Origin of the sequence: Pseudoalteromonas sp. NCIMB 1079 (genome assembly GCF_040567695.1) — a bacterium.
Taxonomy (GTDB): Bacteria; Pseudomonadota; Gammaproteobacteria; order Enterobacterales; family Alteromonadaceae; genus Pseudoalteromonas; species Pseudoalteromonas distincta.
The window spans coordinates 1886573-1909420 of the sequence record NZ_JBEWZA010000001.1 but is presented as its reverse complement, the minus strand read 5'-3'; the positions used below and the strand labels follow the sequence as shown (position 1 = coordinate 1909420).

The following is a 22848-nucleotide window of genomic DNA, read 5'->3' as shown; positions in this document are numbered from 1 at the left end:
TAAAGCAAAAAAAAGCCACTTTTCAGTGGCTTTTAAAGGTTAATTATTTTACTGGTTATTAATCAGTCACAATCTCAGGATTTGACACTAATAACATCCGTCCGCGAGCAGCTAAGTAAGTTGCTACTTGTAACTGCATTTCTGCATTAGCAGCTGCACTGCCTTCAACAGTCGAAGCCTCTGCAGCATCTTGAGCTGGCGTTAAAATAGAACCATGATGGCCAGTCGTAAATTTAACTAAATAGCTCGAAGGTGTTTCACTCAATGCTTGCGAAGAGCTTACTGTTTCAAGACCCATCAAGTTAGCTAATGGAATTGTGCCAGAAATAGGATTATTAGCTGCCATTGGTGGTATCACTTGGTCAGGCTTGTTATCAACACCATCACCCACAACAACATTAGTATAAACAGGAGTACCTAATGCTTTCACAGTGGCTGCGTAGTTCGTTGGGTCGCCACTATCTAATGCTGTTTGCGCCGCAAAAGCAAACTGTGTAAATACACCTTGAATGTTAGTAAGTTTAGTCGTTTCACCCGCAGTGGTAAGTGATGCAATATATTCGCTGTAACCACACGTTAAATAAGCTTCCATATCCTCCGATGCCAATGAACCACAGTTAGAAAGCGCAGCGCCCTGTAAGTAAACGTTAAGTTCATCAGCTTCTGTTGTACCCGCTTGTGAAAGTACTGAACCTTGAATAAATGGACCAAACGCAGCAGATTCAAGTAAGAAACTTGCTATACCGCCACCACCACTTGCAAGCGCTACCGTGTTTACATTAAATAGCGGATCAAGCGTTTCTGCCATTGGCGTATTAGCTTGAGCAATAAATGCTGGAGCAACAATAGAACCTAGCGAATGCCCAATGTAGGTAACGTCTTTACTATTAATAGTTGTATCGTTGATAAAGTTTAGGCCTAAACGAAGGCCTAATAAATCAGCAGCCGATTGACGTAAGCTATCACGTGCAACAAGCAATGAACTTAAGTTCATGTAACTAAGTACAGAGCCCGTTGTTGCATTAAAGTCGTCTGTTCCATCATCATCAACATCTATTCCACGCTCACCATGTCTTGGATGGTCAATAGCAACCGTTGCAAAGCCTTGAATAGAAAGCTGCGCAGTTAAAGCAAGCATACTTTCTTTTTTTGTTGTAATGCCGTGCTGCATAATCACAACAGGCCAACCACCTTCTGGGATACTTTCAAGCTCAGGTAAACCATAAGCTGAACGATAAACATTTATATCAGCTAAAATTGGCTTTGTAATTTGTACAGGTATAGTCTCATTGCTTTGAGCTAATGGAACTGGGTTATATTTAGTTAAATGCCGAGTAATATCTATTTTTGGATAGTCATGTAGACGGGTATTTATTTGCTGACAAACGTCTTCATAAGGCCCTTCGTCAAACATAGTTGCATCAATATCTTCTTCTTTACCCTCATCTCGTAACTTTTGATCCGCGGCTAACTGATTTAATACTGCAACAGGGCTTGAACACATTGCTTTCCAGTATGTGTCATTCAAAGCGCTTATATCGGTACCTGTAGGTGTGCCTAGATACATTGGTAAAGTAATTTCACCTTTAATGTATTCAACAGCATCAAATGGTGCAAAAGTAGCTATGTCTGGAAAACCTAAAAAATCTTTAACCGTTTCTTCAGACTCTGTGATAGTTATTTTTGGTATGGTTGCAGGGTTTCTCAAACTACCAGCTAATAATTGCTTAATAGTACCAAGTACTGGCCCTGCTGATTGAATAGTCATTGCGCTAGAAAAAATAATATCGTCTTTTGAAATATCGCCTGAACTAACTACTACATTTTCGTAGCTATTTACAGCACCTTGCAAACCAAGTTGGGCTTCTGTAATTAACGGCGCTTCTTCACTCACAGAGGCATAAGTAGATGAAGGCTCAATAGAACGACCTAAAGAATCCTTAAGCGCTGTAGTTAATACATTGATGTATGAGCTACCGGCCGTAAAAGGTTTTAAAGGTATAATAGCAACGCCATCACCTGAAGCTTGAGTAACAAAGTCAACACCAAAAGTAAGCTCACCGACCAATTTACAAGCAGTACCGGCAGCTACAACTGAACATTCTGCATCAGTTAAACTTGCACCCATTACAACTTCAAAAATTCTTACTGTACCAGGGGTCCCAGCAGACGCTTCATCTAAACTCACATTTGGTGGGAATGTTAAATCGATTTTATAAGGAACCTGCGAAGACCAACCATCAAGTGCACCTAGTGCAAGTTGAGGGTTTGCATAAGCTGCGCGCGAAATAGAGACATTGTTGTCATCTAATTCACCAGGAATATTAAGTGTACCGTCTTGAGTTCCACTCATTAATAAATCATTGGGTACCGATAAGATACCTGCTGCTGGATCAAATGTAACTGTTGCTGTTGGGATAACTGCTGCTGTGTCGTTTTTGACATCTGTTAACGTTTCTCCACCGCCACAACCTGCTAAAGCAGCTGTAACCGAGAGTGAAAGTAGCATTTTTTTCATATTGTTGGCTCCGCACGTATTTTATTTTTATAGTGTGTTTAATCAGTGTATTAAGTTAAAACAATGTAATCAGGTTATTAATGAGACATTAGACCAGTTAAACTTAACGTAAAGTTTCTATTTTCGCCACCTAATTTTACAATAAATTCGATTACTTCACGTTTCGCTATGTTAAAATCAAAAAAATTATATGAATTGGTACTTTTATGCACACATATCAAGCAGCTGAAAACGCACTTAAAGATAAAGTTATTTTAATAACAGGCGCCGGTGATGGTATTGGCCGAGTTGCAGCAATTACGTATGCAAAATACGGCGCTACAGTTATCTTATTAGGAAAAACAACTAATAAACTTGAATGTGTTTACGATGAAATTGTTAATGCTGGCTACCCTAAACCTGCAATAGTCCCTATGGATTTAAAAGGCGCAACGAAGCAAAACTACCGTGACCTTGCTGCAACAATCGAATATCAGTTTGGACGCCTTGATGGGTTGCTTAATAATGCAGGTATTTTAGGGTCACTCGGTCCGCTTGAACATTTTTGCTCATCTACGTTCGAAAACATAATGAAAGTAAACGTGACTGCACAAGCAATGATCACTAAAGCACTTTTTCCTGTTCTTCGTAAGTCTAATAATGCATCGATAGTATTTACGTCATCAGGTGTAGGCCGCAAAGGTCGTGAATTTTGGGGGCCTTATGCCATCTCAAAATTTGCAGTAGAAGGTATGATGCAAACATGGGCATGTGAAGTAGGTAAAACGAATATTCGTGTAAACTGTATTAACCCAGGCGCTACTCGCACTTCAATGCGAGCTGCTGCATATCCAGGTGAAGATAGAGACGCACTTGCTACACCAGAGGATTTAATGCCTACATATTTATATCTAATGAGTGACGATTCTAGTGAAGTGAATGGCGAATCGTTAGATGCTCAAGTAAAAAAGTAATTTAGAGTTTAAATAGTTTAAACAACACACATTAAAAAAGCCGCAATTAGCTGTCTCTTGATCACAAGTCTGACTCAAGAGATTTTGCTAAATCGTAGCCTTCCAGGATGGCTTGTAACTTAAGCCATCCTTGCCATAACACTTTCACAGATGCACGCCCTGTGCGCTTGGTATCTTTCCAGCCTCCTAACTTTGCCAGTTCCTGATACGCCCATGACATATTTGGAGCAGTTTCAGGCAATGGTGTTTTTATTCTCTTTAACCATAATAACTTCCATGCTTTGGGAGATAACAGTTGTTCACAACTTGGAGAATCAGGCTGCTCATTGGTGAACTTTAGTTGCAATATTCGCGTCGCAATAAAGCCATTAATCGTCACCAATCTTTCCATGTTATCTTGGCTTTGAAGGCGTAAACTTTCGATATCCGTGCCATCACTTTTCCAGACTTTATGGTATTCCTCTACAAGCCAACGGTGCTCATAGTAGGTGATGATAGCTAAGGCGTCTTCTTTGTTGGTGACTGGTTCACTGGTTAATAGGTGCCAGCTTAAGCCGTTCTCAGCGTTTCCTCGCTCTGCACAGCCGACATAGTAAACTGGGAGGGAGTGTCCTTTCTTATTGTAAGGCGCTTTGAGTGTCACTGGCGCATAGGTGATATCCAGTGTTGCGCTTCGGGCTTTTCTTCCTCCTTTTTGTGCAATGTGGATGTGTTTGGTGCCTGCACTCATCAGCTCGCTTGCAAACGCATAGAGCTTATCCTCACCTTCTTCAATATGACGACTTTGCATCGAGCGTACGACGAATCGTTGCTGCTCGGTCAGTTTATACTGCAAGTATTCGTAGATGTCCGCTTCGCGGTCACACACCGATATCACGTTCGCCATTTGTCCTTGCAGCCGCTCTGCCATCGCTCGTGACGCTGACTCCCACTTGTAACTTTCTTTTTCTTCGTAAGAAGTCGTCGCGTGTTTTTCTCTTTTTCCAATCGTGTTGATATCACGACTCCAGCGAGACTGTTCAATTAATCCCACAACTTGCTTTGTGTCTGGTGCAAACAGTAATACGCTATGAGCTAACAAGCCTCGTTGTTTTGCTCCTCGTCCGACATGACCCAAATCATCTCGAATGGAGGAATGTTTATAAATTAGTGTGGTCGTGTCTTCTAATGCGAGCAATAAGTTATGACTTTTTGCTTGTTCAACCGTGGCTTTAAAGCCTGACTCTGCTATAGCCGTTGCGTCAATATTCTCGTTGCGTATAAAGCGGTAGGCACCTTCCATATCGGCGGGGGATTGAGTGATGTTTACAAGTGGTTTTCCTGGTTCATTTGCAAGCGTTGATGCTAACTTTACCAGACGCGCTGTTCTTCTTGGATCACCTAAGTCCGATTTACCGAATTGTTGTTTTGCCCAATGAGTATGTTCGTTAATCATAATGTGCCCTCAAACAAGATTTGAAGATCTGATCATGACATTGAGATTTAGTTCAAAAAAATCCCCGCTAATTTCTTAGCAGGGATTTGTGTATAAGAGACAGCAATTAGCGGCTTTTTTGTGTTCAATAAATAACTAATTGATTATTTACGTTTAGTCGGCTTAACACGCTGATTGTGTTTTTTAACTGCTTTACGAATTTGGTTGATTTTAGCGCGTTTATCTTTGCGTTTTTCAGGCATAACAGAAAGCTTAGTTTGTGTTTCGCGGCCTAATTTAACGGTTTTACGCAAGTAGTTTACTGTTTCTAAATCATACTCCATCCAACCACCTTGTGGCACGCGCTTATCAAGCTCTAGTTTACCGTAACGAATACGAATAAGACGAGATACTTCTGCATCTTGAGACTGCCATAAACGACGAACTTCACGGTTACGCCCTTCATTTAACGTTACGTTAAACCAACGGTTAACGCCTTCGCCACCCATAGGGGTTACAGTCGTGAATTTGGCTGGACCATCTTCAAGCTCAACACCACGTAGTAAGTTTTTAACCGTCTCGTTGGTTACTTCACCAAATACACGTGCAGAGTATTCACGCTCTACTTCATAGCTTGGGTGCATTAAACGGTTTGCCAGTTCACCATCGTTTGTAAAAAGCATTAAACCCGATGTATTAACGTCTAATCGACCAACCGCAATCCAGCGATCGCCATCAATACGAGGAAGTCGGTCAAATACAGTACGACGCCCTTCAGGATCTTTACGTGTGCTTAACTCACCTTCTGGTTTGTTATACATAATCACACGACAGATTCGGTCTGCTTTTTCTTCGATTTTTACACTGTGTCCGTCAACACGAATCAAATCGGTTTCTTCAACCCGGTCACCTAACTTTGCCACTTTACCGTTTACACTAACGCGGTTTGCGTCAATGTATTTTTCCATTTCACGGCGTGAGCCTACGCCTGCACGGGCTAAGACTTTTTGTAACTTTTCACCTTGTATAATACTCATTCGGATGGTTCTCTCACAGAAGGATCGCTCAATAACTGGTTAATTTTACTTTGCTGCTCTGTTGGCAACGCAGGTAAATTTTCAAGTCCAGTTAACGAAAAATAATCTAAAAATTGCTTAGTAGTTGCATATAAAGCCGGCTTTCCCGGAACCTCTTTATGCCCTACCACTTTAACCCACTCTCTTTCGAGTAAGGTTTTAATAATATTCGAACCCGTAGTAACACCTCTTACTTGCTCAATTTCGCCGCGTGTAATGGGCTGCCTGTATGCAATAAGTGATAATGTTTCCAGTAAAGCACGCGAGTATTTTGGTGCGCGTTCTTGCCACAAGTTATTTAACCAAGGGCTTAAACTACTGCATGCCTGAAACCGATACCCACTACCAACTTCAACTAAGCGAATACCACGAGTTTGAAAATGTTCTTGTATTGTATCTATTGCGTCATTTATTCGCGTCATAGAAATAGCTAAATCTATTAATACGATGTCTTTAAGGTGGCGTTTACTAACAGGCTTATCTGCAACAAAAATAGCTGCTTCAATGATCTCAACTAGTTGTTCATCACTAATTCGCCGACCCGCCATACACACTCTTAACAAATAAAAATACACAGCCATCTATTATGACAGAACAACACCAAACTAGGAAAATATATCTATCAAATAACTAAATTTAAAACACAAAAAAGCCAGTGACTAGCACTGGCTTTAATCTTACTTACTAAAATGGTAACTATTAGTTACTTTTAAAAGCTTCTAATGCATCATCTTCAGCTACTGCGTTACCGTATTTTTTAATGTAACCCATAAACTCGCTTTTACTGATGCGCTTATCTTGGTTTTTATCCATGTAACCAAAATGATTTGAAATATCATCATCGTTACCTTCAACTACCGAGATATAGCCATTGCTGTCGTTATCTAAGCTTGAAAAACTGCTTTCAATTTTATCGAATTTAGCAATTTCAGCTTTAAATGCCGACTCACTTACTTCAGAATCAGTGGCTACTTTGCCATTATTAAGCTTCATATAAGTGTTAAATTCTTTGCGGCTAATTTCGTTATCCATATTGGTATCAATATTTGAAAAATGGCCCCAAATGCTATCGTCATCAGCTTCAACTTTTGAGATGTAGCCATCGCTATCATTATCTAAACTTGCAAAGTCACTGTCTATTCTTTCAAGACCTTGATTAGATGAACAAGCCGCTAGGCTTAATGATGCTAAAATAGTGGCTGCTAATGTTAACTTTTTCATAAGACGTATCCTTCGTAATTAATTAAATGTCACTTTAACTAATACAAATCCAATGCCAATAATAGTTAACTTATAATAATCAATAACTTAATCTCGATCGGTATATTTATTAAACAGTTTAAATAAGTTAAGCTTGCAAGCTTTGCAAACAACCTTGTAATTTTTGCAAAAAAATACCCGGTAAAAACCAGGCATTTCAAATTTACTTATTATAGTTAAGCTAATAATTAGATTGCTGCGTTTTGGTAGCGTTTAACAAACTCAGTAACGTTTTGACCATTACATTTTAATGAGTTTAGGTTACCAATTTTTTGACGAACAGGTGCTAAACCTTGTTTTAAAGCCGTCATACATAATTGAGTTTCTTGTTGAGCGTCTTTTGCAAATACTTCTACTTTCTCAACTGATGCGTTGCTTAATGTCGTTTTTTTAGCAATATCACGAATATCTTCACCATTACATAAAATGCTTTTAGAAAAACGAGATAGGTAAACACCGTGTTGGGCAGCTTCTTTACGAGCAACGCTAAAGCCTTCGTTTGCACTTAGTACACATAACTTAGACTCAATTTTGTTATCTTGGCTAAAGTAAGTATTGCTTTGAGCTGACGCAGTTGCAGATGCTAGTAAAGCAGTGGCTAAAAGTAGTTGAGTTTTCATGAGAGATCCTATTTGAACGAGCTAAACAAGTGAATTTCGCGCATTATATATTCAATAAAGTTAAGTTCAATTGAATTTTTTATTTATTTAAATAATTAATATTGTATTCACAATGTTTAAACTTTACCCATCATTTGATCAACATTTGCGCAGCTATTATCTCAATTCAGTCATGTTATGTACGCGTATTTACTGATACAATTTAATCTATTAAATAGAACCAATTTTAAGGTAAATTTTATGAAAGTGATTTCTTTCAATATCAATGGTCTGCGTGCTCGTCTTCACCAATTACAAGCAATTATCGACAAACATCAACCAGACGTTATTGGCTTGCAAGAGATTAAAGTTCACGACGAAGCATTCCCATTAGAAGATGTACGAAAAATGGGATATCACGTCTACTTTCATGGTCAAAAAGCGCATTATGGCGTAGCTATGTTATGCAAAAAAGAGCCTAAATCGGTCTTAAAAGGTTTTGCCACCGATACAGATGAATCGCAAAAACGCATGATAAGCGTCACTGTTGAACAAGAAAACGGTCGCGACCTTACTGTCATGAATGGCTATTTCCCACAAGGTGATAATATTAATCACGAAACTAAATTCCCTTATAAACGTCAATTTTATAAAGATTTAATGACACACCTTGAAACCAATCACACACCCGATCAAGACGTCATCGTTATGGGTGATATCAACATATCACCTACCGATTTAGATATTGGTATTGGCGAAGTAAATGCTAAACGTTGGTTAAAAACGGGTAAATGTTCTTTTCAACCAGTAGAGCGTGAATGGCTTGCAACATTACTTAATTGGGGTTTTAAAGACACCTTTAGAGAGCAAAACCCCGAAACAGACGGTCAATACTCGTGGTTTGACTATCGCTCTAAAGGGTTTGTAGATAATCGAGGACTTCGTATAGATGTAGTGCTTGCAACCAATGAGCTTGCAGCACGCTGCATAGATACAGGTATTGATTACGAACTTCGCGGTATTGAAAAACCGTCAGATCATGCCCCTATATGGTCAACATTTAAGTAATTATTATGCTCAGCCTAACAATGCAGGGGCTACTTTGGGCTCTTGTAATTATTATTGCTCTACTAAGCTTTGATAAAAAAACATATAAAACATTGCTTAATACGCCAGTCCGTCAAACTGGCGTACTTGCGTGTGCGTTAGTGTTTGCAGTGCTTTGGCGAATAAAGGCTGGCATTTTAACTGGCCTTGATTTGCACATCCTAGGTGTTACGGCTGCTACATTAATTTTAGGCTGGCGATTGACTATTTTAAGTAGCCTACTTGCCACAGCCCTACTAGCTGCCTTTGGTCAAATTGAACTTGAGCTGTTACCAGTACAACTGCTTATTGGTGCGTTTATTCCTATTTTATTGAGCTATCTTGGCTTTATAATTAGTTACCAATATTTACCTCGTCATTTTTTTGTTTATATATTTGTTTGTGCGTTTATAATCGCAGGATTTATAGCCTGTATAAAAATAGGCCTAGGTGCTTTATTTTACTTAGCTATAGGGCAATACAATTGGCAAGAACTTGCAGATAACTACGTTTATTTAAGTGCCATAATTTGGTTTCCTGAAGCAATGCTCAACGGCATGGCTATAACAATTATGATCACCTATCGCCCGCATTGGGTAAAAACTTTTTACGATAAGGACTACCTAGGCTCATGAGTCTTGAATATCAATGCCCGCTGTGTAACCTAGCACTTTTGAAAACTGATTCAACACTTCGTTGTGCTAACAACCACAGCTTTGATTTTGCTAAAGAAGGCTATGTTAATTTACTGCCTGTGCAACAGAAAAATTCAAAACAACCGGGTGATTCACTTGAAATGGTACAAGCCAGACGTGCATTTTTAGAGCGTGGGTATTATCGTTTTTTACAGCAAAGCCTTAGTGATATAATCAGTAATATAAGTGCGAATACTATTATTGATTTAGGATGCGGTGAAGGGTTTTATACCCAAGCAATCGCGAATAAAACAAATGCTGTTGTATACGGTGTCGATATTTCAAAATCAGCGGTTAAATATGCAGCAAAGCGCTACCCTAATTGCCATTTTAGTGTGGCATCAATCAGCCAAGCCCCCTTTAAAAGCCAATTTGCTGATGTACTTGTTAGCGTATTTGCACCTTTGTTTGAGCAAGAGCTTGAACGCCTAGCAAATCAAAACGCAACATTAGTAGTTGCAAGCCCAGGTCCTTGTCATCTAAAAGAGCTAAAATCGTATATATATTCAGAAGTAAACGAACATACTGAAATAGCCACTCCAAAAGGATTTCAAAAATCAGAGCAGATCCTTTTAACAGATCATATAGCGCTTAGCTTTACTGATATTAAAAACTTAATAATGATGACGCCATTTGCATGGAAATTTAGACCCGAGCACTGGACAGCACTCGAAGAAAAAGGTGAACACACTGTCACCTTATCGTTTTATATTACTCAGTTTACCAAAATAGATAATGATGTAACTCTCTAAAACTGCTCTTTAGTAAACGCCCTGTCCATTTTATCAAACATATCTTTAAGTAAATTGGCAAGCTCCAAATAACGGGGCTTGTTTTCACTTAACTGCGTTTGATATCCATTAGCTGCCATTTTAGTGTACAACTCGTTATACCATTTTTGCATCGCAGGCTCTAAAGGCGTTTGCGCTCGCTTACCCAACCAAAATAAACCTTGTAATGGTAAAGATATAAAAAATAATGCACTTGCAATGGCTTGCGGTAAAAAATCAGAACCCAAGTAATTTAGCTGAAAAAACAATGTTAGCATGGCTAAGATTGGCATTACTGTAATGGCAAGCTCAGTCGCTCTAATTACCCTAAACTCTAAAAACAAAGGCGCAAGCTCTTTGCGCATTGGCCATTTTTTACCATACAAACGGCCTGTTTGTAGTTGTGACATCACACTTTTTTGCATCATGACTCCTCACAGATACTGCTTTTAAATACAATGGAAAAACGAGCTATACGCAAAGTGTAACACAAAATGAAAGAGTTACACTTTCTCAGTAAAACAGCTTAAATTTACCTTTTAATAGCGAACAATCCTAACTTAAACATCTTAATTAAGGTAAAGTATTTAACATTGCGTTAACTACTTTGCAATTGAACATTCAATTGTTTTAGCTTTACTTAATACCGTAAGTGTAACGATTACGAATTAACGTTTACTTACTAAATTTGTTTATGGAAATTGAATCTATGCCAACAACCTCTCCTGAATCACAACACGTTTTAGTTTTAAATTGTGGTAGCTCTAGCTTAAAGTTTGCCATTATTGATGCGAACGGTGGTCACGAAATCATTTCAGGCCTTGCTGAACGCTTAGGCGCTAAAGCACCCTCTATTAAATACAAATTTAATGGTACTAAAACAGTTATCGACTTAGCGGCTAATCAAGCTCATGCTGAGGCTATAAATACGCTTGTAAGCTTAATAAAAGATCACAACTTAGACGAGCAACTTATCGCAGTGGGCCATCGTGTTGTACATGGCGGCGAGCACTTTACGCGATCGGTATTGATTGACGAAAAAGTAATTGCAGGCATTACACAGTCTGCAACGCTTGCACCGCTTCATGGGCACGCTAATTTACTAGGTATATCGTCGGCGCAGGCATCGTTTGAAGGTTTGCCACAAGTCGCGGTGTTTGATACTGCATTTCATCAAACTATGAGCGAAGTTGCCTTTCTTTACGCTCTTCCATATAAGTTGTACACCGAGTTTGGTGTTAGGCGTTATGGTTTTCATGGCACAAGTCATTTTTATGTTGCAGGGCAAACAGCAAAGTTACTAGAGCAACCTATCGAGCAAAGCAATTTTATTAGTGCCCACTTAGGCAACGGTTGTTCTGTATGCGCGATTAAAAATGGTAAGAGTGTTGATACCAGCATGGGACTAACGCCTCTAGAGGGGCTGATAATGGGCACACGTAGCGGCGATATTGACCCTGGCTTATTTAACTTTTTAACCACCCAACTTGATTACACAGCCCAGCAAATAGATAACCTACTAAACCAAAAAAGTGGCTTGTTAGGTATTAGCGAGCTTTCTAACGATTGCCGTACCATTGAAGAAGCCGCTATAGCCGGGAATAAAAAAGCGATAATCGCAATTGACATGTTTTGCTACCGCCTTTCAAAACAAATTGCAGCGTATATGGTCCCATTACAGCGCCTTGATGCTGTGATTTTTACGGGTGGTATTGGTGAAAACTCAGATATTATTCGTGAAAAAGTAATTACACAACTTGCCTTTTTAGGCATTAAGTGTAATCCGCAAGCCAACCTTAATGCGCGCTTTGGTCAAGGCGGTGTTATTAGCTGTAAAAATTCACACGTCAAAGCAGTTGTAATGCCAACTAATGAAGAATGGGTCATTGCCCTTGATGCTGCAAATATCGTGAAGGAGCTTTAATATGGCACGTCGTATTATGTTAATTCCTGTTTCTACCGGTGTTGGTTTAACGTCGGTATCAGTTGGTTTAGTGCGTGCACTTGAACAAAAAACAGTTAAAGTTAACTTTTTTAAACCCATCGCTCAGCCACGTTCAGGTGAAACAGGCCCTGAAAAATCAACACAAATAGTCACTCAAGGCTCACCTATTAACCCACCAATGCCTTTTGCACTTGATTATGCAGAGCAAATGATTGGCGACGGTAAAGGTGATGATCTACTAGAGGAAATTGTTGAACGCTTTGAAAGTAAAATAAACGACGACGAAGTCGCTATTATTGAAGGTATGGTACCTACTCGTCGCCAACCTTATGCTGGGCGTGTAAACCGCGAAATTGCGCAAACACTCGGCGCCGAAATTGTATTTGTACTTACCCCTGGTAATTACACCATTACTCAAATAGAAGACCGCCTTGAAATTGCAGCAGGTAACTACGGTGGTATCGATCATCCTCGCGTACTGGGCTGTATTTTTAATAAAGTAAACGCGCCACTTGATGAAGAAGGTCGTGCACGCGCCGATTTAGTAGACTCATACAAACCTGAAGAGCTTGAAAACGAGTTAAATCGTTTAGCCTCCCTGCCTATTTTTAAAAATAATCCGTTCATGTTACTTGGCGCAATCCCGTGGGATTTTGACTTAGTAGCGCCGCGCGTAAAAGACTTAAGTGCGTATTTAAAAGCAACAATAATTAACGAAGGCGATATGCTTCATCGTCGCCTGCGACGTATTACTTTTTGTGCTCGTACGGTTTCAAATATTTTAAACTATTTTACGCCAGGCGCTTTATTAGTAACACCGGGCGATCGCTCTGACATACTTGTTGCTGCGTGTTTATCAGCTATGAATGGCACCAAACTTGGCGCCATATTGCTTACCGGTGGTTTTGAACCAGAACCGCGTATAATGGCCTTGTGTGAGCAAGCCATGCAAACCGGTTTACCAATACTTGCAACCGATGCCGACACATGGCGTACATCATTATTACTGCATAACTTTAATATGGAAGTACCAAATGATGATGACCAACGTATTGAAAAAGTAAAAGATCACAACGCAGAGCATATCAATTCAAGCTGGCTAGATACTCTAGCTAAAAGTGTAGGTAAAACTCGCAAGTTATCACCGCCCGCATTTCGTTACTTACTTACCACTAAAGCGCGTAAAGCAGGTAAAACAGTTGTTCTGCCAGAAGGCAATGAACCTCGTACAATTAAAGCGGCTGCTATTTGTGGTCAACGCGGGATTGCTAAAACTATATTACTGGGCGATCGCGAAGAAATAATGCGTATTGCGCAACAGCAAGGTATTGAGCTAAACGAACATGTAACTATTATCGAGCCAAAAAGTATTATTAATGATTATATTGCGCCTATGGTCGAAATTCGTAAAAGCAAAGGCCTAACTGCCGTAGTAGCACAAGAGCAACTACAAGATAACGTCGTACTGGGTACAATGATGCTTGAGCAAGGTAAAGTGGACGGTTTAGTATCGGGCGCGGTAAACACTACGGCAAATACAATTCGCCCACCACTGCAATTAATTAAGACAGCGCCAGGGTCATCGCTAGTATCATCTGTATTTTTTATGCTACTACCTGACCAAGTGTTAGTTTACGGTGACTGTGCGATTAACCCAGACCCTAATGCTGAACAGCTTGCAGATATAGCGATTCAATCTGCCGACTCTGCAGCTGCATTTGGTATAGAGCCACGTGTTGCCATGATCAGCTACAGCACGGGCACTTCTGGTACCGGTGCCGATGTTGAAAAAGTACGTGAAGCCACAAAAATTGCAAAACAAAAACGTCCTGATTTAATTATCGACGGTCCACTACAATACGATGCCGCTATAATGGAAAACGTAGCTCTTAAAAAAGCACCTAACAGCCCTGTAGCCGGTAAAGCGACTGTATTTATATTCCCAGATTTAAATACGGGTAATACTACATATAAAGCAGTGCAGAGAAGTGCCGACTTAATAAGTATTGGCCCTATGCTGCAAGGTATGCGCAAACCTGTAAACGATTTAAGCCGTGGTGCATTAGTTGATGATATTGTGTATACAATCGCCTTAACTGCAATTCAGGCAGCACAAGCAGAAGCGCAAATTACTCAATAAACGCAACGTGTATTTTTTATAGCCTAGCTATTATTTATTTAATAATTAACTAGTTAGGCTATTTATACCCTGCAACCCCCATACTTATCCACAGAAATTGTGGGTAAGTTTGTAATCTCTATTAAAACCTACTCTCAAATGCCTATTTTAGTCTCGGTTACACCTTTAACTTGAAGGCAATAATCTATACTATTAAGCTATCAATAATGCTGTATCGCAGGCGTTTAATGTCAAAACAAACATTACAATTACACAGCACAATTTTATCTATACATAGTTTAGATGTAGATGCCGACATACCTGCGGCACTTTTAAAGCAATCTTTATTTTTTATTTCTAAAACCCATGATGAACTTTCAATTGTATGCCCAAGCGATTTTGAAGTAAAAAGCCTGGATACCGAACCAGACTGGCAAGCTTTAGAGGTTGTAGGTCCACTTGGCTTTTCGTTAACCGGAATTATGGCTAATATTTCAGGCGTATTAGCGCGAGCTAAAATTTCTATCTTTTCAATCTCAACCTACGATACTGATTATATTCTCATAAAAAAACACACTGCAGATAATGCTATTTCAGCTTTAAGAAAAGAGGGTTATAACGTGGTGGTAAATTAACTTATGAAAGCTCAAAAAATTGACTATTTAGCTCAAAATAAAACGCCTCTTAACGCAATAAATATTACCAGCCCATTTACAGGTAAAGTAATTGAACTGAAAGAGCACCCAGAACCTTTTTTTCGTTTTGGCACTCTGGGCCCTGGTATTATGGTGCAACTAACAAGTCATAAAATTTTAGCACCGTTTGATGGAACTTTATTACAAGTAAAAAATGCAGGCACTGAGTTTATTCTACAAGCTAATAATGGTCTAAAAGCCTTGATTAACTTAACTATTACCGGTTCACAATCAATTACACATACCCATATTGCACAATTAAATGGTAGTGAAATAAGTAAAGGTCAACGCCTTGCTTATTTTGATTTACGAGAACTTGATACTCCAATGCTTGCTAGTTTAATTTTACTAAACGGCCATAATCTTGGCACGTTTCATTACTCTCATTCGCATGTAAATGCGGGCGAAGACACCCTATTAACTATTATTAAGAAGAACTAGATTTATGATCACTCTATACGGTATTAGCAACTGCGATACGATAAAAAAAGCAAAAAAATACTTAGCCGACAACAATATAGAATTCACTTTTCATGATTACCGCAAAGATGGCGTAAACGAGCAAATGGTGAGTGATTTTGCAAATAAGCTCGATTGGGAGCAACTTGTTAATAAAAGAGGCACTACTTATCGCGCATTATCTGATGAGCAAAAACAGAGCCTAACTAAAGAAAGTGCTATCCCATTGTTAGTTGAACAACCTGCCATGATCAAACGCCCAGTACTGGTAAACAATGGCACTTACCATTTAGGTTTTAAAGCAGCCCAATACGACGAGATTTTTAATAATGACTAATGATGTAATTAAACTCGCCCAAGCACTAATCCAACGTGAATCAGTAACGCCAGAAGATGCTGGCTGCCAACAAATGATGAACGATCGCCTTGCTGCGGTTGGCTTTAATATAGAATCATTATTTTTTACCGACACACTTAATACTTGGGCTCGAAAAGGCACACAATCGCCACATTTTTGTTTTGCAGGTCACACTGATGTTGTACCAACAGGTCCTGAAAAAAATTGGCAACATCCGCCGTTTTCAGGATTAATAAAAGATGGCCTATTACATGGGCGTGGTGCTGCCGATATGAAGGGCTCATTAGCTGCAATGCTTGTGGCAACCGAGCGCTTTGTTACTAAACATCCAGATCATAAAGGCTCAATTTCTTTTTTAATCACCTCAGACGAAGAAGGTCCATTTGTAAACGGGACTACTCGCGTAATTGATACATTAGAAGCACGCGGTGAAAAAATTGATATGTGTCTTGTAGGCGAGCCCTCATCACGCGATGTACTCGGTGATGTGGTTAAAAATGGTCGCAGAGGTTCACTTACCGCTTTTTTAACCGTTAAGGGTATACAAGGTCATGTGGCCTACCCGCATTTAGCAAAAAACCCAATTCACTTAGCAACGCCAGCACTTACTGAACTTAGCCAAACGGTGTGGGATAACGGCAACGAATACTTCCCCGCCACCAGCTTTCAAATTTCTAATATTAATGGTGGCACGGGGGCGGGTAATGTTATTCCGGGTGAACTCGAAGTACAGTTTAACTTTAGATTTAGCACGCAAGTAACGTATGAGCAATTACAGCAACGTGTAAATGACATTCTACAAAAGCATGACTTAAATTATGAATTAAGCTGGATAGTAAATGGCTTACCTTTTATTACCGAGCACGGCCCGCTTGTTGATGCCACAGTTAAAGCGATTAAATCAGTAACCGGTTTAACCACGAATCTAGAAACCACGGGTGGTACATCTGACGGTCGCTTTATTGCTCAAACTGGCGCTAAAGTAATTGAACTTGGTCCACGTAACGCCACTATTCATAAAGTGGATGAATGCGTAAGTACCGATGATTTAATTACCCTTACCGACATTTACGAGCAAATATTAGAGCAACTTTTAGCATAATGGATGTAACTAAACCAACACCAATGATGTGTATCACAGGGCAAAGTGATACACATTTAACTGATATACAAAATCATCGCTTGCACAGCGCTATTATTAGCGACTTTTTAGCGCTGCAAAGTGCAGCTCAAAAAGCAGGATTTGATCTTACTATTGCCTCAAGTTTTCGCGACTTTGAACGCCAGTCAATTATTTGGAATAATAAGTTTTTAGGAATTCGACCTGTTTATAATAAACAGCAAAAGGTTGTAGATTTAACTAAATTAAATGATGTAGATAAATGCATAGCAATAATGCTCTACTCTGCACTACCTGGCGCAAGCAGGCACCATTTAGGCACCGATTTAGATGTGTTTGATAAAGCTGCGGTAAGTGATGATTATAAACTACAGCTAACACCTGATGAATACCTGCAAGGTGGGCCGTTTGCGCCTTTAAGTAATTGGCTTGATACTAACTTAGATAAATTTGGCTTTTATCGCCCTTACCAGCATGATTTAGGCGGCGTAGCACCAGAGCTTTGGCATATAAGCCATATTAAGCGATCGCAATTATTAGTGAATAAGCTTAGCGAGCAAGTACTTTTTGAATGCATAAAAAACAGTGAACTACAGGGTAAGCAGGCAATACTTGATAACTTACCCGCTATTTATACACGCTTTGTAACAAACGTGAGTCCCCCTTAAAAAGAAGGTTAACTTAAATGATATTAAACCTTCTTTTTATTTAAAATAAATACCAGCACAGCGCCTAATATTAACGAGCTTGCTACTATAAATTCCATTGTTACCTGCTCTGATAAAAACAAGACCCCGGCAACGGCTGCAAGTACAGGTACACAAAGCTGCACAACAGCAGCTTGGGTACTTTTAAGCAGTGGCATAGCCACATACCAAACACTGTAACCAATTCCAGACGCTATCGCACCCGAGGCACATGCAAGCAAAACCCCTTCAATACTCATATTTTTTAAATAACTCATACCAACAAGTAATAAAACAGGGATAGCCACTAAGCTTCTTATAAAGTTAAACCCCGTAGTACGTAGTGGCGATACGCACACTTTACCGCGAATACTGTAAATACCCCATGCCACACCACTGAGTGCCATAAGTGATGCACCTAATAATGAAGGCACCGCTGCAGATGGCAGCATTAAATATACAAAACCAGATAACGCCACTATAAATGCACACCACTGAAGTACGCTTAATTGCTCTTTTTGATAAATACCCCAGCCAATCATAGTAAGTTGCACAGCAGAAAATAAAATTAGTGCACCGGTACCGGTATCTAGCTCTACGTAGGCAATCGAAAAACAAAGCGCGTAAACAAGCAGGCTAATACTGCTTCGCCAGCTTCCTCTGTCACTTAAAATAGCGGGATTGAATGTGCCTTTACGTTTTAAATTATGGGTATAAATAGCCATTATAATGCCCAAACATGCAGCCCCGCTAAGTAAGCGAATAACAGTAAAGTTCCAAGCATCTATATAACCTTCTGCTAAGGCCATTCTGCAAAATAGAGAATTTGCGGCAAACGCAATTAAAGCAATTAATGTGTATATGGTGGCTTTCAAAAAAATTCCTTCGCAACGAAAAATAACTATATTGTTTAAACTCACTCGCTAATTAACCAACCACGTTCAAGCCATTGATTAATTTTAGTAATTAAAAACCCAGCGATTTTCTCACCCGGGAGTTCATTTAAACAGGATTGACATAACTGTGCAAAGGGTGTGTTTTGTTTTAATAAACTCAGTAAGCGGTATTCTTGTGCATCAACGCTTAAATATTGTGTACGCCTTTGAGCATCACGTGCTACAACCCAAAAGCGAGGTTCTGAGACTCTTGGCTCTGGCGGTGTTTGCTTTTGTTTTATTGCCTGCCAACTTTCAACCGCCATAGTATTAAACACAACTAACTGTACACTTGGATGTAATTTTAATAGTAAAGTTGGCCATTGCTGAGGTTCAATACTTTCAAGCTCTGATACATTAAGTAATGTTTTATCGCTTGCATCAAAAGTACTTAGTAATAGTCGTTCAAATTTGGCTATATCTGCAAGTATGGGGTAATCACTAAAAGGAGTATTAGCGGCTAAATAATCTGGTAGTTTCTCTGCAAAAATTCGTAGTGACGTATGAGTTGAAGGATATAAAGCTAAATAACCATCAACCATCAACCATCATCTCAAATAAATCATCACCTAAGTAAATGCCCAACTGTTCGTGATCTTGCTCAATCACGGCTCTTAAGCGAATTTTATAAGCGCTTTGATAAATAGAGAGTCGCTGTTGTGTATTTAACTGCCCTTGCTGCGCAATTTGCTCGCTAATATCCGAACTTTCTCCTTGCAGTAAATTCATAAACTGTTGTTGCAGCTTTGCTAAATCACTCATGATCTTATATCCCAAAACGGTTTCACTAGCGTTTTAGCATGCTCAAGCTCAGTAATTAAATCATCAAGGGAGCCAATATTATCATCGCGTTCAATCATGGTACTTACCGGATTTAATGTTTTTGCATACTGAGCATATAAGTCCCATACCGCATCGGGAACATCTTCATCGTGAGTATCTATAATATGCGTACCAAAGTCTTGATGTCCTGCTAAGTGTATTTGTGCAATAGCTGTACTCGGAATAGCTGATAAATAATCCATTGCATTAAAGTCGTGATTTCGTGCACTTACATAAACATTATTTACATCCATTAAAAACTTACAGCCTGTTTGCTTATGTAATTGCGCTAAGAATTCCCACTCACTCATTTGTGAATCGTTATAGGTTAAATAGCTCGATACATTTTCAAAAATCATTTCGCGCCCTAGGTAGTCCTGAACTTGCGAAATTTTATTTGCTAAATGATCAAGCGCCTCTGAGGTGTAAGGCATTGGTAGTAAATCGTGGCTATTAATACCGTCCACTTGGGTAAAACATAAATGATCAGACACCCACTGCGGCTCAACCCTCGCAATTGTGTTTTTTAACTGATTTAAGTAGTCCTTATTAATAGGGTCAATACTACCAATCGACATTGATACCCCATGCATAACAATCGGATAATCTGCTCTTATTTTATTTAAATAATGCCAAGGTTTTCCAACGGCTACAAAATAGTTTTCTGAAATAATTTCAAACCAATCTACAGCTGGTTTCTCTGCAATAATTTGCTCAAAATGCGGGGCTCTTAGTCCTAAACCAAAACCTAAAAAACGATTTGTCATATACTTCCTCAAAAATCTGAGTAACACACCCGTAATTGAATGTATTACTCAGATTTATTATAATAGCTTTAACTATTAATTACTTTTTCTTAGCTACCTACAGAGCCACCAATATCACCACATGCTTTTGCAGGCATTGATACAAAACCGGTGCCTTTACATGATGCATGCCCAGCACAAGCATTATTAGCAGTCTTACAATCGTTATGACCGCCACACACATTTACATCGTTACAATGTACTAAATCTGCTTTAGCTACACTGCCAACCCATTTATCTTTTACTGTACCGCCAACGTCAGCACATGATTTTGCAGGCATTGCTACAAAACCAGTCCCTTTACATGACGCTTGACCTGCACATGCATTCTCAGCTGTTTTACAATCGTTATGGCCACCACATACATTCGCATCATAACAATGAACTAAATCAGTTGTTGCGCCATTATTAGCAACTGCACTTGATGTTGCCGTTTCTGCCTCTGTTGCATTACAACCAACTAAACCTGCTACCATTACAGCCATTGCTGCACCTGTAAACTTTTTCATTTTTTAATTCCTCTGAGTGATATAACTCTTAGCAAGACCGCTAAAGCGAAAGTACTATTTCAGTGGAGTTGATAATAAACAAAAAAATTCACAGTTTGTTCACTAATGTCACTTTATATTTCTTTATTAGCAGGCAGTTTTACTCTACGATTTTTTACAATATTTCACACATTTAGCTAAAAATAGTATGTTAATGTATACAGGTAAATTAAGAGGAGTGCTCAGTGCGCCGCAGTATAATTTTAAGCTTTTGTTTTATTTTAAGTGGGTGTAGCACAATGGGTTTTAATGACCTATTTAATGACTATGCCACGCAAATGACACCAATAAGAAATGCGATCGAGAAAAACAACATCGAAGAAGCGCAATCCCTTATTGCTAATAATAGCACCCTGCACAGCAGCTACTTACTTAACCAACTTGAGCAAGCTCGTTTAAACGACTTAGCAAATACACCAGATGATGCACAAAGTAAATTTGAGAACGTGTATACGCAAATGCAAAAAAAGCGTGAAGCCGCCAAAATACAAGTTAGTGCGGGCCTTGAACAAAGTAACGCTTTATTTACCAACGACTCAGCAATAACTTATGTGCCACCCGCTTACGAAATGAGCATGCTTCATAGTTATAAAGCACTTAACTACGTGTATAAAAATGATGTTGAAGGCGCATTGGTCGAAATTCGCCGAGCTAATAAAGTACAAGTTGATGCGCTTAGCGAGAATGAAGCAGAAGTAGACTCAACCGTTAAAGAAGCTCAGCAACACTACCCAAGCATGAGCAATGTAACCAGAAACATAAAAAATGGCTTTCAAAATGCCTACACATTTTACTTATCTGCTTTGCTTTACCAAAGTGCTAAACAATACGACGACGCCTATATCGATTATAAAAAAGCATTGGCTATACAACCTAGCAATATTTATTTACAGCAAGATGTAATGCGCCTTGCTAAAAAACAAGGGTTTGACCAAGATCTAAATGAATTTAAAAAACGCTTTGGCGATACGCCCACTATTTCTTCATCACAAGGCGAAGTAATTGTTTTATTTGAACAAGGATTAGTACCAAAACAAGATGAATTTAAACTGCGCTTGCCAATTTATTCATCACGTGGCGATGCACGCTTTTACAGCTTGGCGATGCCGGTATATAAAGATAATGCCTATGTGCGCCGCCTTAATAATATAAACATAGATGCACAAAGCTTAGAGCTGAGCCCATTAGTACACATTGAAGCACTTGCAGCAAAAACATTAGAAGATCAAATACCTGCAAAAGTCGCTCGCCAAGTACTTAGATTAGTAGCTAAAGAGAAAGTGCGGGCAGAACTTGCTCGCAGTGCCGGTGATGTAGGTAACATACTTGCTAATATTTATAATTTGGCGTCTGAGCAAGCTGATACACGCAGCTGGCTTACACTTCCAAATCAAATAAGTGTCGCAAGGCAAAGCCTAAATACAGGTGAGCATTCTATGCATATAGGCACACAAGCACCTATAAATTTTACCATTAGTAAGCAAGGGTTAACGTTAATTTACTTAACCTCTATTAATAACTACTTTAATTACCACGTAGTTCAACTTTAGGAGCCATCATGAAATACATAGCGCCATTATTAGCAGCCTTAATGCTCAGTGCATGTTCCAGCCAACCGGTTACATCGGGTATTTCTGTTGAACAAAATAAAAACCAGTTTAATGAGCAATTACGTGTAGATAACCCAGAGCTTGGTAAAAAGCTTGCCATTACTGATGTGAAAACACGTCAAACCAACCAGTTAACCGATGTAGTAGTGACACTTTCGAGCCAGTATAAAAAATCACAGTATTTGCAGTATCAATTTAATTGGTTTGATAAAGACGGCTTTGTTATTAAAGGCAACCATTCACCTTGGCAAGCACTCACCTTATTCGGTTTTGCAAAAACACAATTACCGGGCTTAGCACCGAGCTCTGATGCGGTTACCTTTTCTTTAGCAGTTAGAGAAGTGTCTACCGAATCACAAGAATTTAAAGATTAA

General features: G+C 39.2%; 25 protein-coding genes. 13 read left to right on the top strand and 12 right to left on the bottom strand.

The window, feature by feature from the left end:
- Positions 1-58 precede the first annotated feature (58 nt).
- Positions 59-2518, bottom strand: a complete 2460-nt coding sequence (locus ABX891_RS08920) for a VolA/Pla-1 family phospholipase (protein ID WP_354629323.1) — start codon at positions 2516-2518, stop codon at positions 59-61.
- 206 nt (positions 2519-2724) lie between these two features.
- On the opposite strand from ABX891_RS08920, the gene ABX891_RS08915 reads away from it, so the two are divergent.
- On the top strand, positions 2725-3471 hold the full coding sequence (locus tag ABX891_RS08915; protein ID WP_166376245.1) for a YciK family oxidoreductase: 747 nt from the start codon (positions 2725-2727) through the stop codon (positions 3469-3471).
- A gap of 61 nt (positions 3472-3532) precedes the next feature.
- Here ABX891_RS08915 and ABX891_RS08910 read toward each other — a convergent pair whose 3' ends face one another.
- The 5 genes from ABX891_RS08910 to ABX891_RS08890 form a co-directional block, all read right to left on the bottom strand.
- Positions 3533-4906: an IS4 family transposase gene (locus tag ABX891_RS08910; protein ID WP_354629322.1), complete on the bottom strand. Its 1374-nt coding sequence runs from the start codon at positions 4904-4906 to the stop codon at positions 3533-3535.
- Positions 4907-5049: 143 nt separating this feature from the next.
- Positions 5050-5922: a 23S rRNA pseudouridine(2605) synthase RluB gene (gene rluB, locus ABX891_RS08905; RefSeq protein ID WP_007582584.1), complete on the bottom strand. Its 873-nt coding sequence runs from the start codon at positions 5920-5922 to the stop codon at positions 5050-5052.
- Positions 5919-6509: an SMC-Scp complex subunit ScpB gene (scpB, locus tag ABX891_RS08900; protein WP_024592539.1), complete on the bottom strand. Its 591-nt coding sequence runs from the start codon at positions 6507-6509 to the stop codon at positions 5919-5921. Before scpB ends, rluB begins: the two co-directional genes overlap by 4 nt.
- 151 nt (positions 6510-6660) lie before the next feature.
- Positions 6661-7182, bottom strand: a complete 522-nt coding sequence (locus ABX891_RS08895) for an EF-hand domain-containing protein (protein WP_007582579.1) — start codon at positions 7180-7182, stop codon at positions 6661-6663.
- 227 nt (positions 7183-7409) lie between these two features.
- Entirely contained in the window at positions 7410-7841 is a 432-nt protein-coding gene (locus ABX891_RS08890) for a hypothetical protein (protein WP_007582577.1), read from the bottom strand.
- Positions 7842-8081: 240 nt separating this feature from the next.
- Between ABX891_RS08890 and xthA the strand changes: the two genes are divergently transcribed.
- From xthA to ABX891_RS08875, 3 genes are read left to right on the top strand one after another with little or no spacing between them, the layout of a single operon-like run.
- On the top strand, positions 8082-8888 hold the full coding sequence (gene xthA, locus ABX891_RS08885) for an exodeoxyribonuclease III (protein WP_024604861.1): 807 nt from the start codon (positions 8082-8084) through the stop codon (positions 8886-8888).
- A gap of 5 nt (positions 8889-8893) precedes the next feature.
- On the top strand, positions 8894-9541 hold the full coding sequence (locus tag ABX891_RS08880) for an energy-coupling factor ABC transporter permease (protein WP_024604860.1): 648 nt from the start codon (positions 8894-8896) through the stop codon (positions 9539-9541).
- On the top strand, positions 9538-10353 hold the full coding sequence (locus ABX891_RS08875; RefSeq protein ID WP_024604859.1) for a putative RNA methyltransferase: 816 nt from the start codon (positions 9538-9540) through the stop codon (positions 10351-10353). Before ABX891_RS08880 ends, ABX891_RS08875 begins: the two co-directional genes overlap by 4 nt.
- Here the strand turns inward: ABX891_RS08875 and yfbV are convergent.
- Entirely contained in the window at positions 10350-10796 is a 447-nt protein-coding gene (yfbV, locus tag ABX891_RS08870) for a terminus macrodomain insulation protein YfbV (protein WP_024604858.1), read from the bottom strand. The genes ABX891_RS08875 and yfbV overlap by 4 nt on opposite strands.
- Positions 10797-11080: 284 nt before the next feature.
- Here yfbV and ABX891_RS08865 point away from each other — a divergent pair, with 284 nt between their 5' ends.
- The 7 genes from ABX891_RS08865 (at position 11081) to ABX891_RS08835 (ending at position 17735) form a co-directional block, all read left to right on the top strand.
- Entirely contained in the window at positions 11081-12295 is a 1215-nt protein-coding gene (locus ABX891_RS08865) for an acetate kinase (RefSeq protein WP_182196933.1), read from the top strand.
- Between the two features lies 1 nt (position 12296).
- On the top strand, positions 12297-14456 hold the full coding sequence (gene pta, locus ABX891_RS08860) for a phosphate acetyltransferase (protein ID WP_197185031.1): 2160 nt from the start codon (positions 12297-12299) through the stop codon (positions 14454-14456).
- Between the two features lie 227 nt (positions 14457-14683).
- Positions 14684-15070 carry an ACT domain-containing protein gene (locus ABX891_RS08855; protein ID WP_076923998.1) on the top strand — a complete coding sequence of 129 codons (387 nt, stop codon included), beginning with the start codon at positions 14684-14686 and terminating at the stop codon, positions 15068-15070.
- Between the two features lie 3 nt (positions 15071-15073).
- Positions 15074-15571: a PTS glucose transporter subunit IIA gene (locus tag ABX891_RS08850; RefSeq protein WP_354629321.1), complete on the top strand. Its 498-nt coding sequence runs from the start codon at positions 15074-15076 to the stop codon at positions 15569-15571.
- Positions 15572-15575: 4 nt separating this feature from the next.
- Positions 15576-15926, top strand: coding sequence for an ArsC family reductase (locus ABX891_RS08845; RefSeq protein ID WP_024604853.1), 351 nt, complete (start codon positions 15576-15578; stop codon positions 15924-15926).
- A complete protein-coding gene (gene dapE, locus ABX891_RS08840; protein WP_354629320.1) occupies positions 15919-17049 on the top strand; it encodes a succinyl-diaminopimelate desuccinylase in 1131 nt (376 codons plus the stop codon). The genes ABX891_RS08845 and dapE overlap by 8 nt, the downstream gene beginning before the upstream one ends.
- On the top strand, positions 17049-17735 hold the full coding sequence (locus tag ABX891_RS08835; protein WP_354629319.1) for a M15 family metallopeptidase: 687 nt from the start codon (positions 17049-17051) through the stop codon (positions 17733-17735). The genes dapE and ABX891_RS08835 overlap by 1 nt, the downstream gene beginning before the upstream one ends.
- A 23-nt stretch (positions 17736-17758) precedes the next feature.
- Here the strand turns inward: ABX891_RS08835 and ABX891_RS08830 are convergent, their stop codons facing one another.
- From ABX891_RS08830 to bufA2, 5 genes are all read right to left on the bottom strand, one after another.
- On the bottom strand, positions 17759-18628 hold the full coding sequence (locus ABX891_RS08830) for a DMT family transporter (RefSeq protein WP_354629318.1): 870 nt from the start codon (positions 18626-18628) through the stop codon (positions 17759-17761).
- 41 nt (positions 18629-18669) lie between these two features.
- On the bottom strand, positions 18670-19230 hold the full coding sequence (locus ABX891_RS08825) for an HvfC family peptide modification chaperone (protein WP_354629317.1): 561 nt from the start codon (positions 19228-19230) through the stop codon (positions 18670-18672).
- Positions 19223-19450 carry an HvfC/BufC family peptide modification chaperone gene (locus ABX891_RS08820; RefSeq protein ID WP_354629316.1) on the bottom strand — a complete coding sequence of 76 codons (228 nt, stop codon included), beginning with the start codon at positions 19448-19450 and terminating at the stop codon, positions 19223-19225. Before ABX891_RS08820 ends, ABX891_RS08825 begins: the two co-directional genes overlap by 8 nt.
- Positions 19447-20277 carry an MNIO family bufferin maturase gene (gene bufB, locus ABX891_RS08815; RefSeq protein ID WP_354629315.1) on the bottom strand — a complete coding sequence of 277 codons (831 nt, stop codon included), beginning with the start codon at positions 20275-20277 and terminating at the stop codon, positions 19447-19449. The genes ABX891_RS08820 and bufB overlap by 4 nt, the downstream gene beginning before the upstream one ends.
- A gap of 89 nt (positions 20278-20366) precedes the next feature.
- The gene (gene bufA2, locus ABX891_RS08810) at positions 20367-20825 is read right to left on the bottom strand and encodes a BufA2 family periplasmic bufferin-type metallophore (RefSeq protein WP_182724280.1); all 459 of its coding nucleotides are present in this window, start codon (positions 20823-20825) and stop codon (positions 20367-20369) included.
- A gap of 224 nt (positions 20826-21049) precedes the next feature.
- On the opposite strand from bufA2, the gene ABX891_RS08805 reads away from it, so the two are divergent.
- Positions 21050-22414, top strand: coding sequence for a COG3014 family protein (locus tag ABX891_RS08805; protein WP_354629314.1), 1365 nt, complete (start codon positions 21050-21052; stop codon positions 22412-22414).
- Positions 22415-22422: 8 nt separating this feature from the next.
- Complete coding sequence (locus ABX891_RS08800; RefSeq protein ID WP_002959678.1) at positions 22423-22848, top strand: YcfL family putative periplasmic lipoprotein; 426 nt, start codon at positions 22423-22425, stop codon at positions 22846-22848.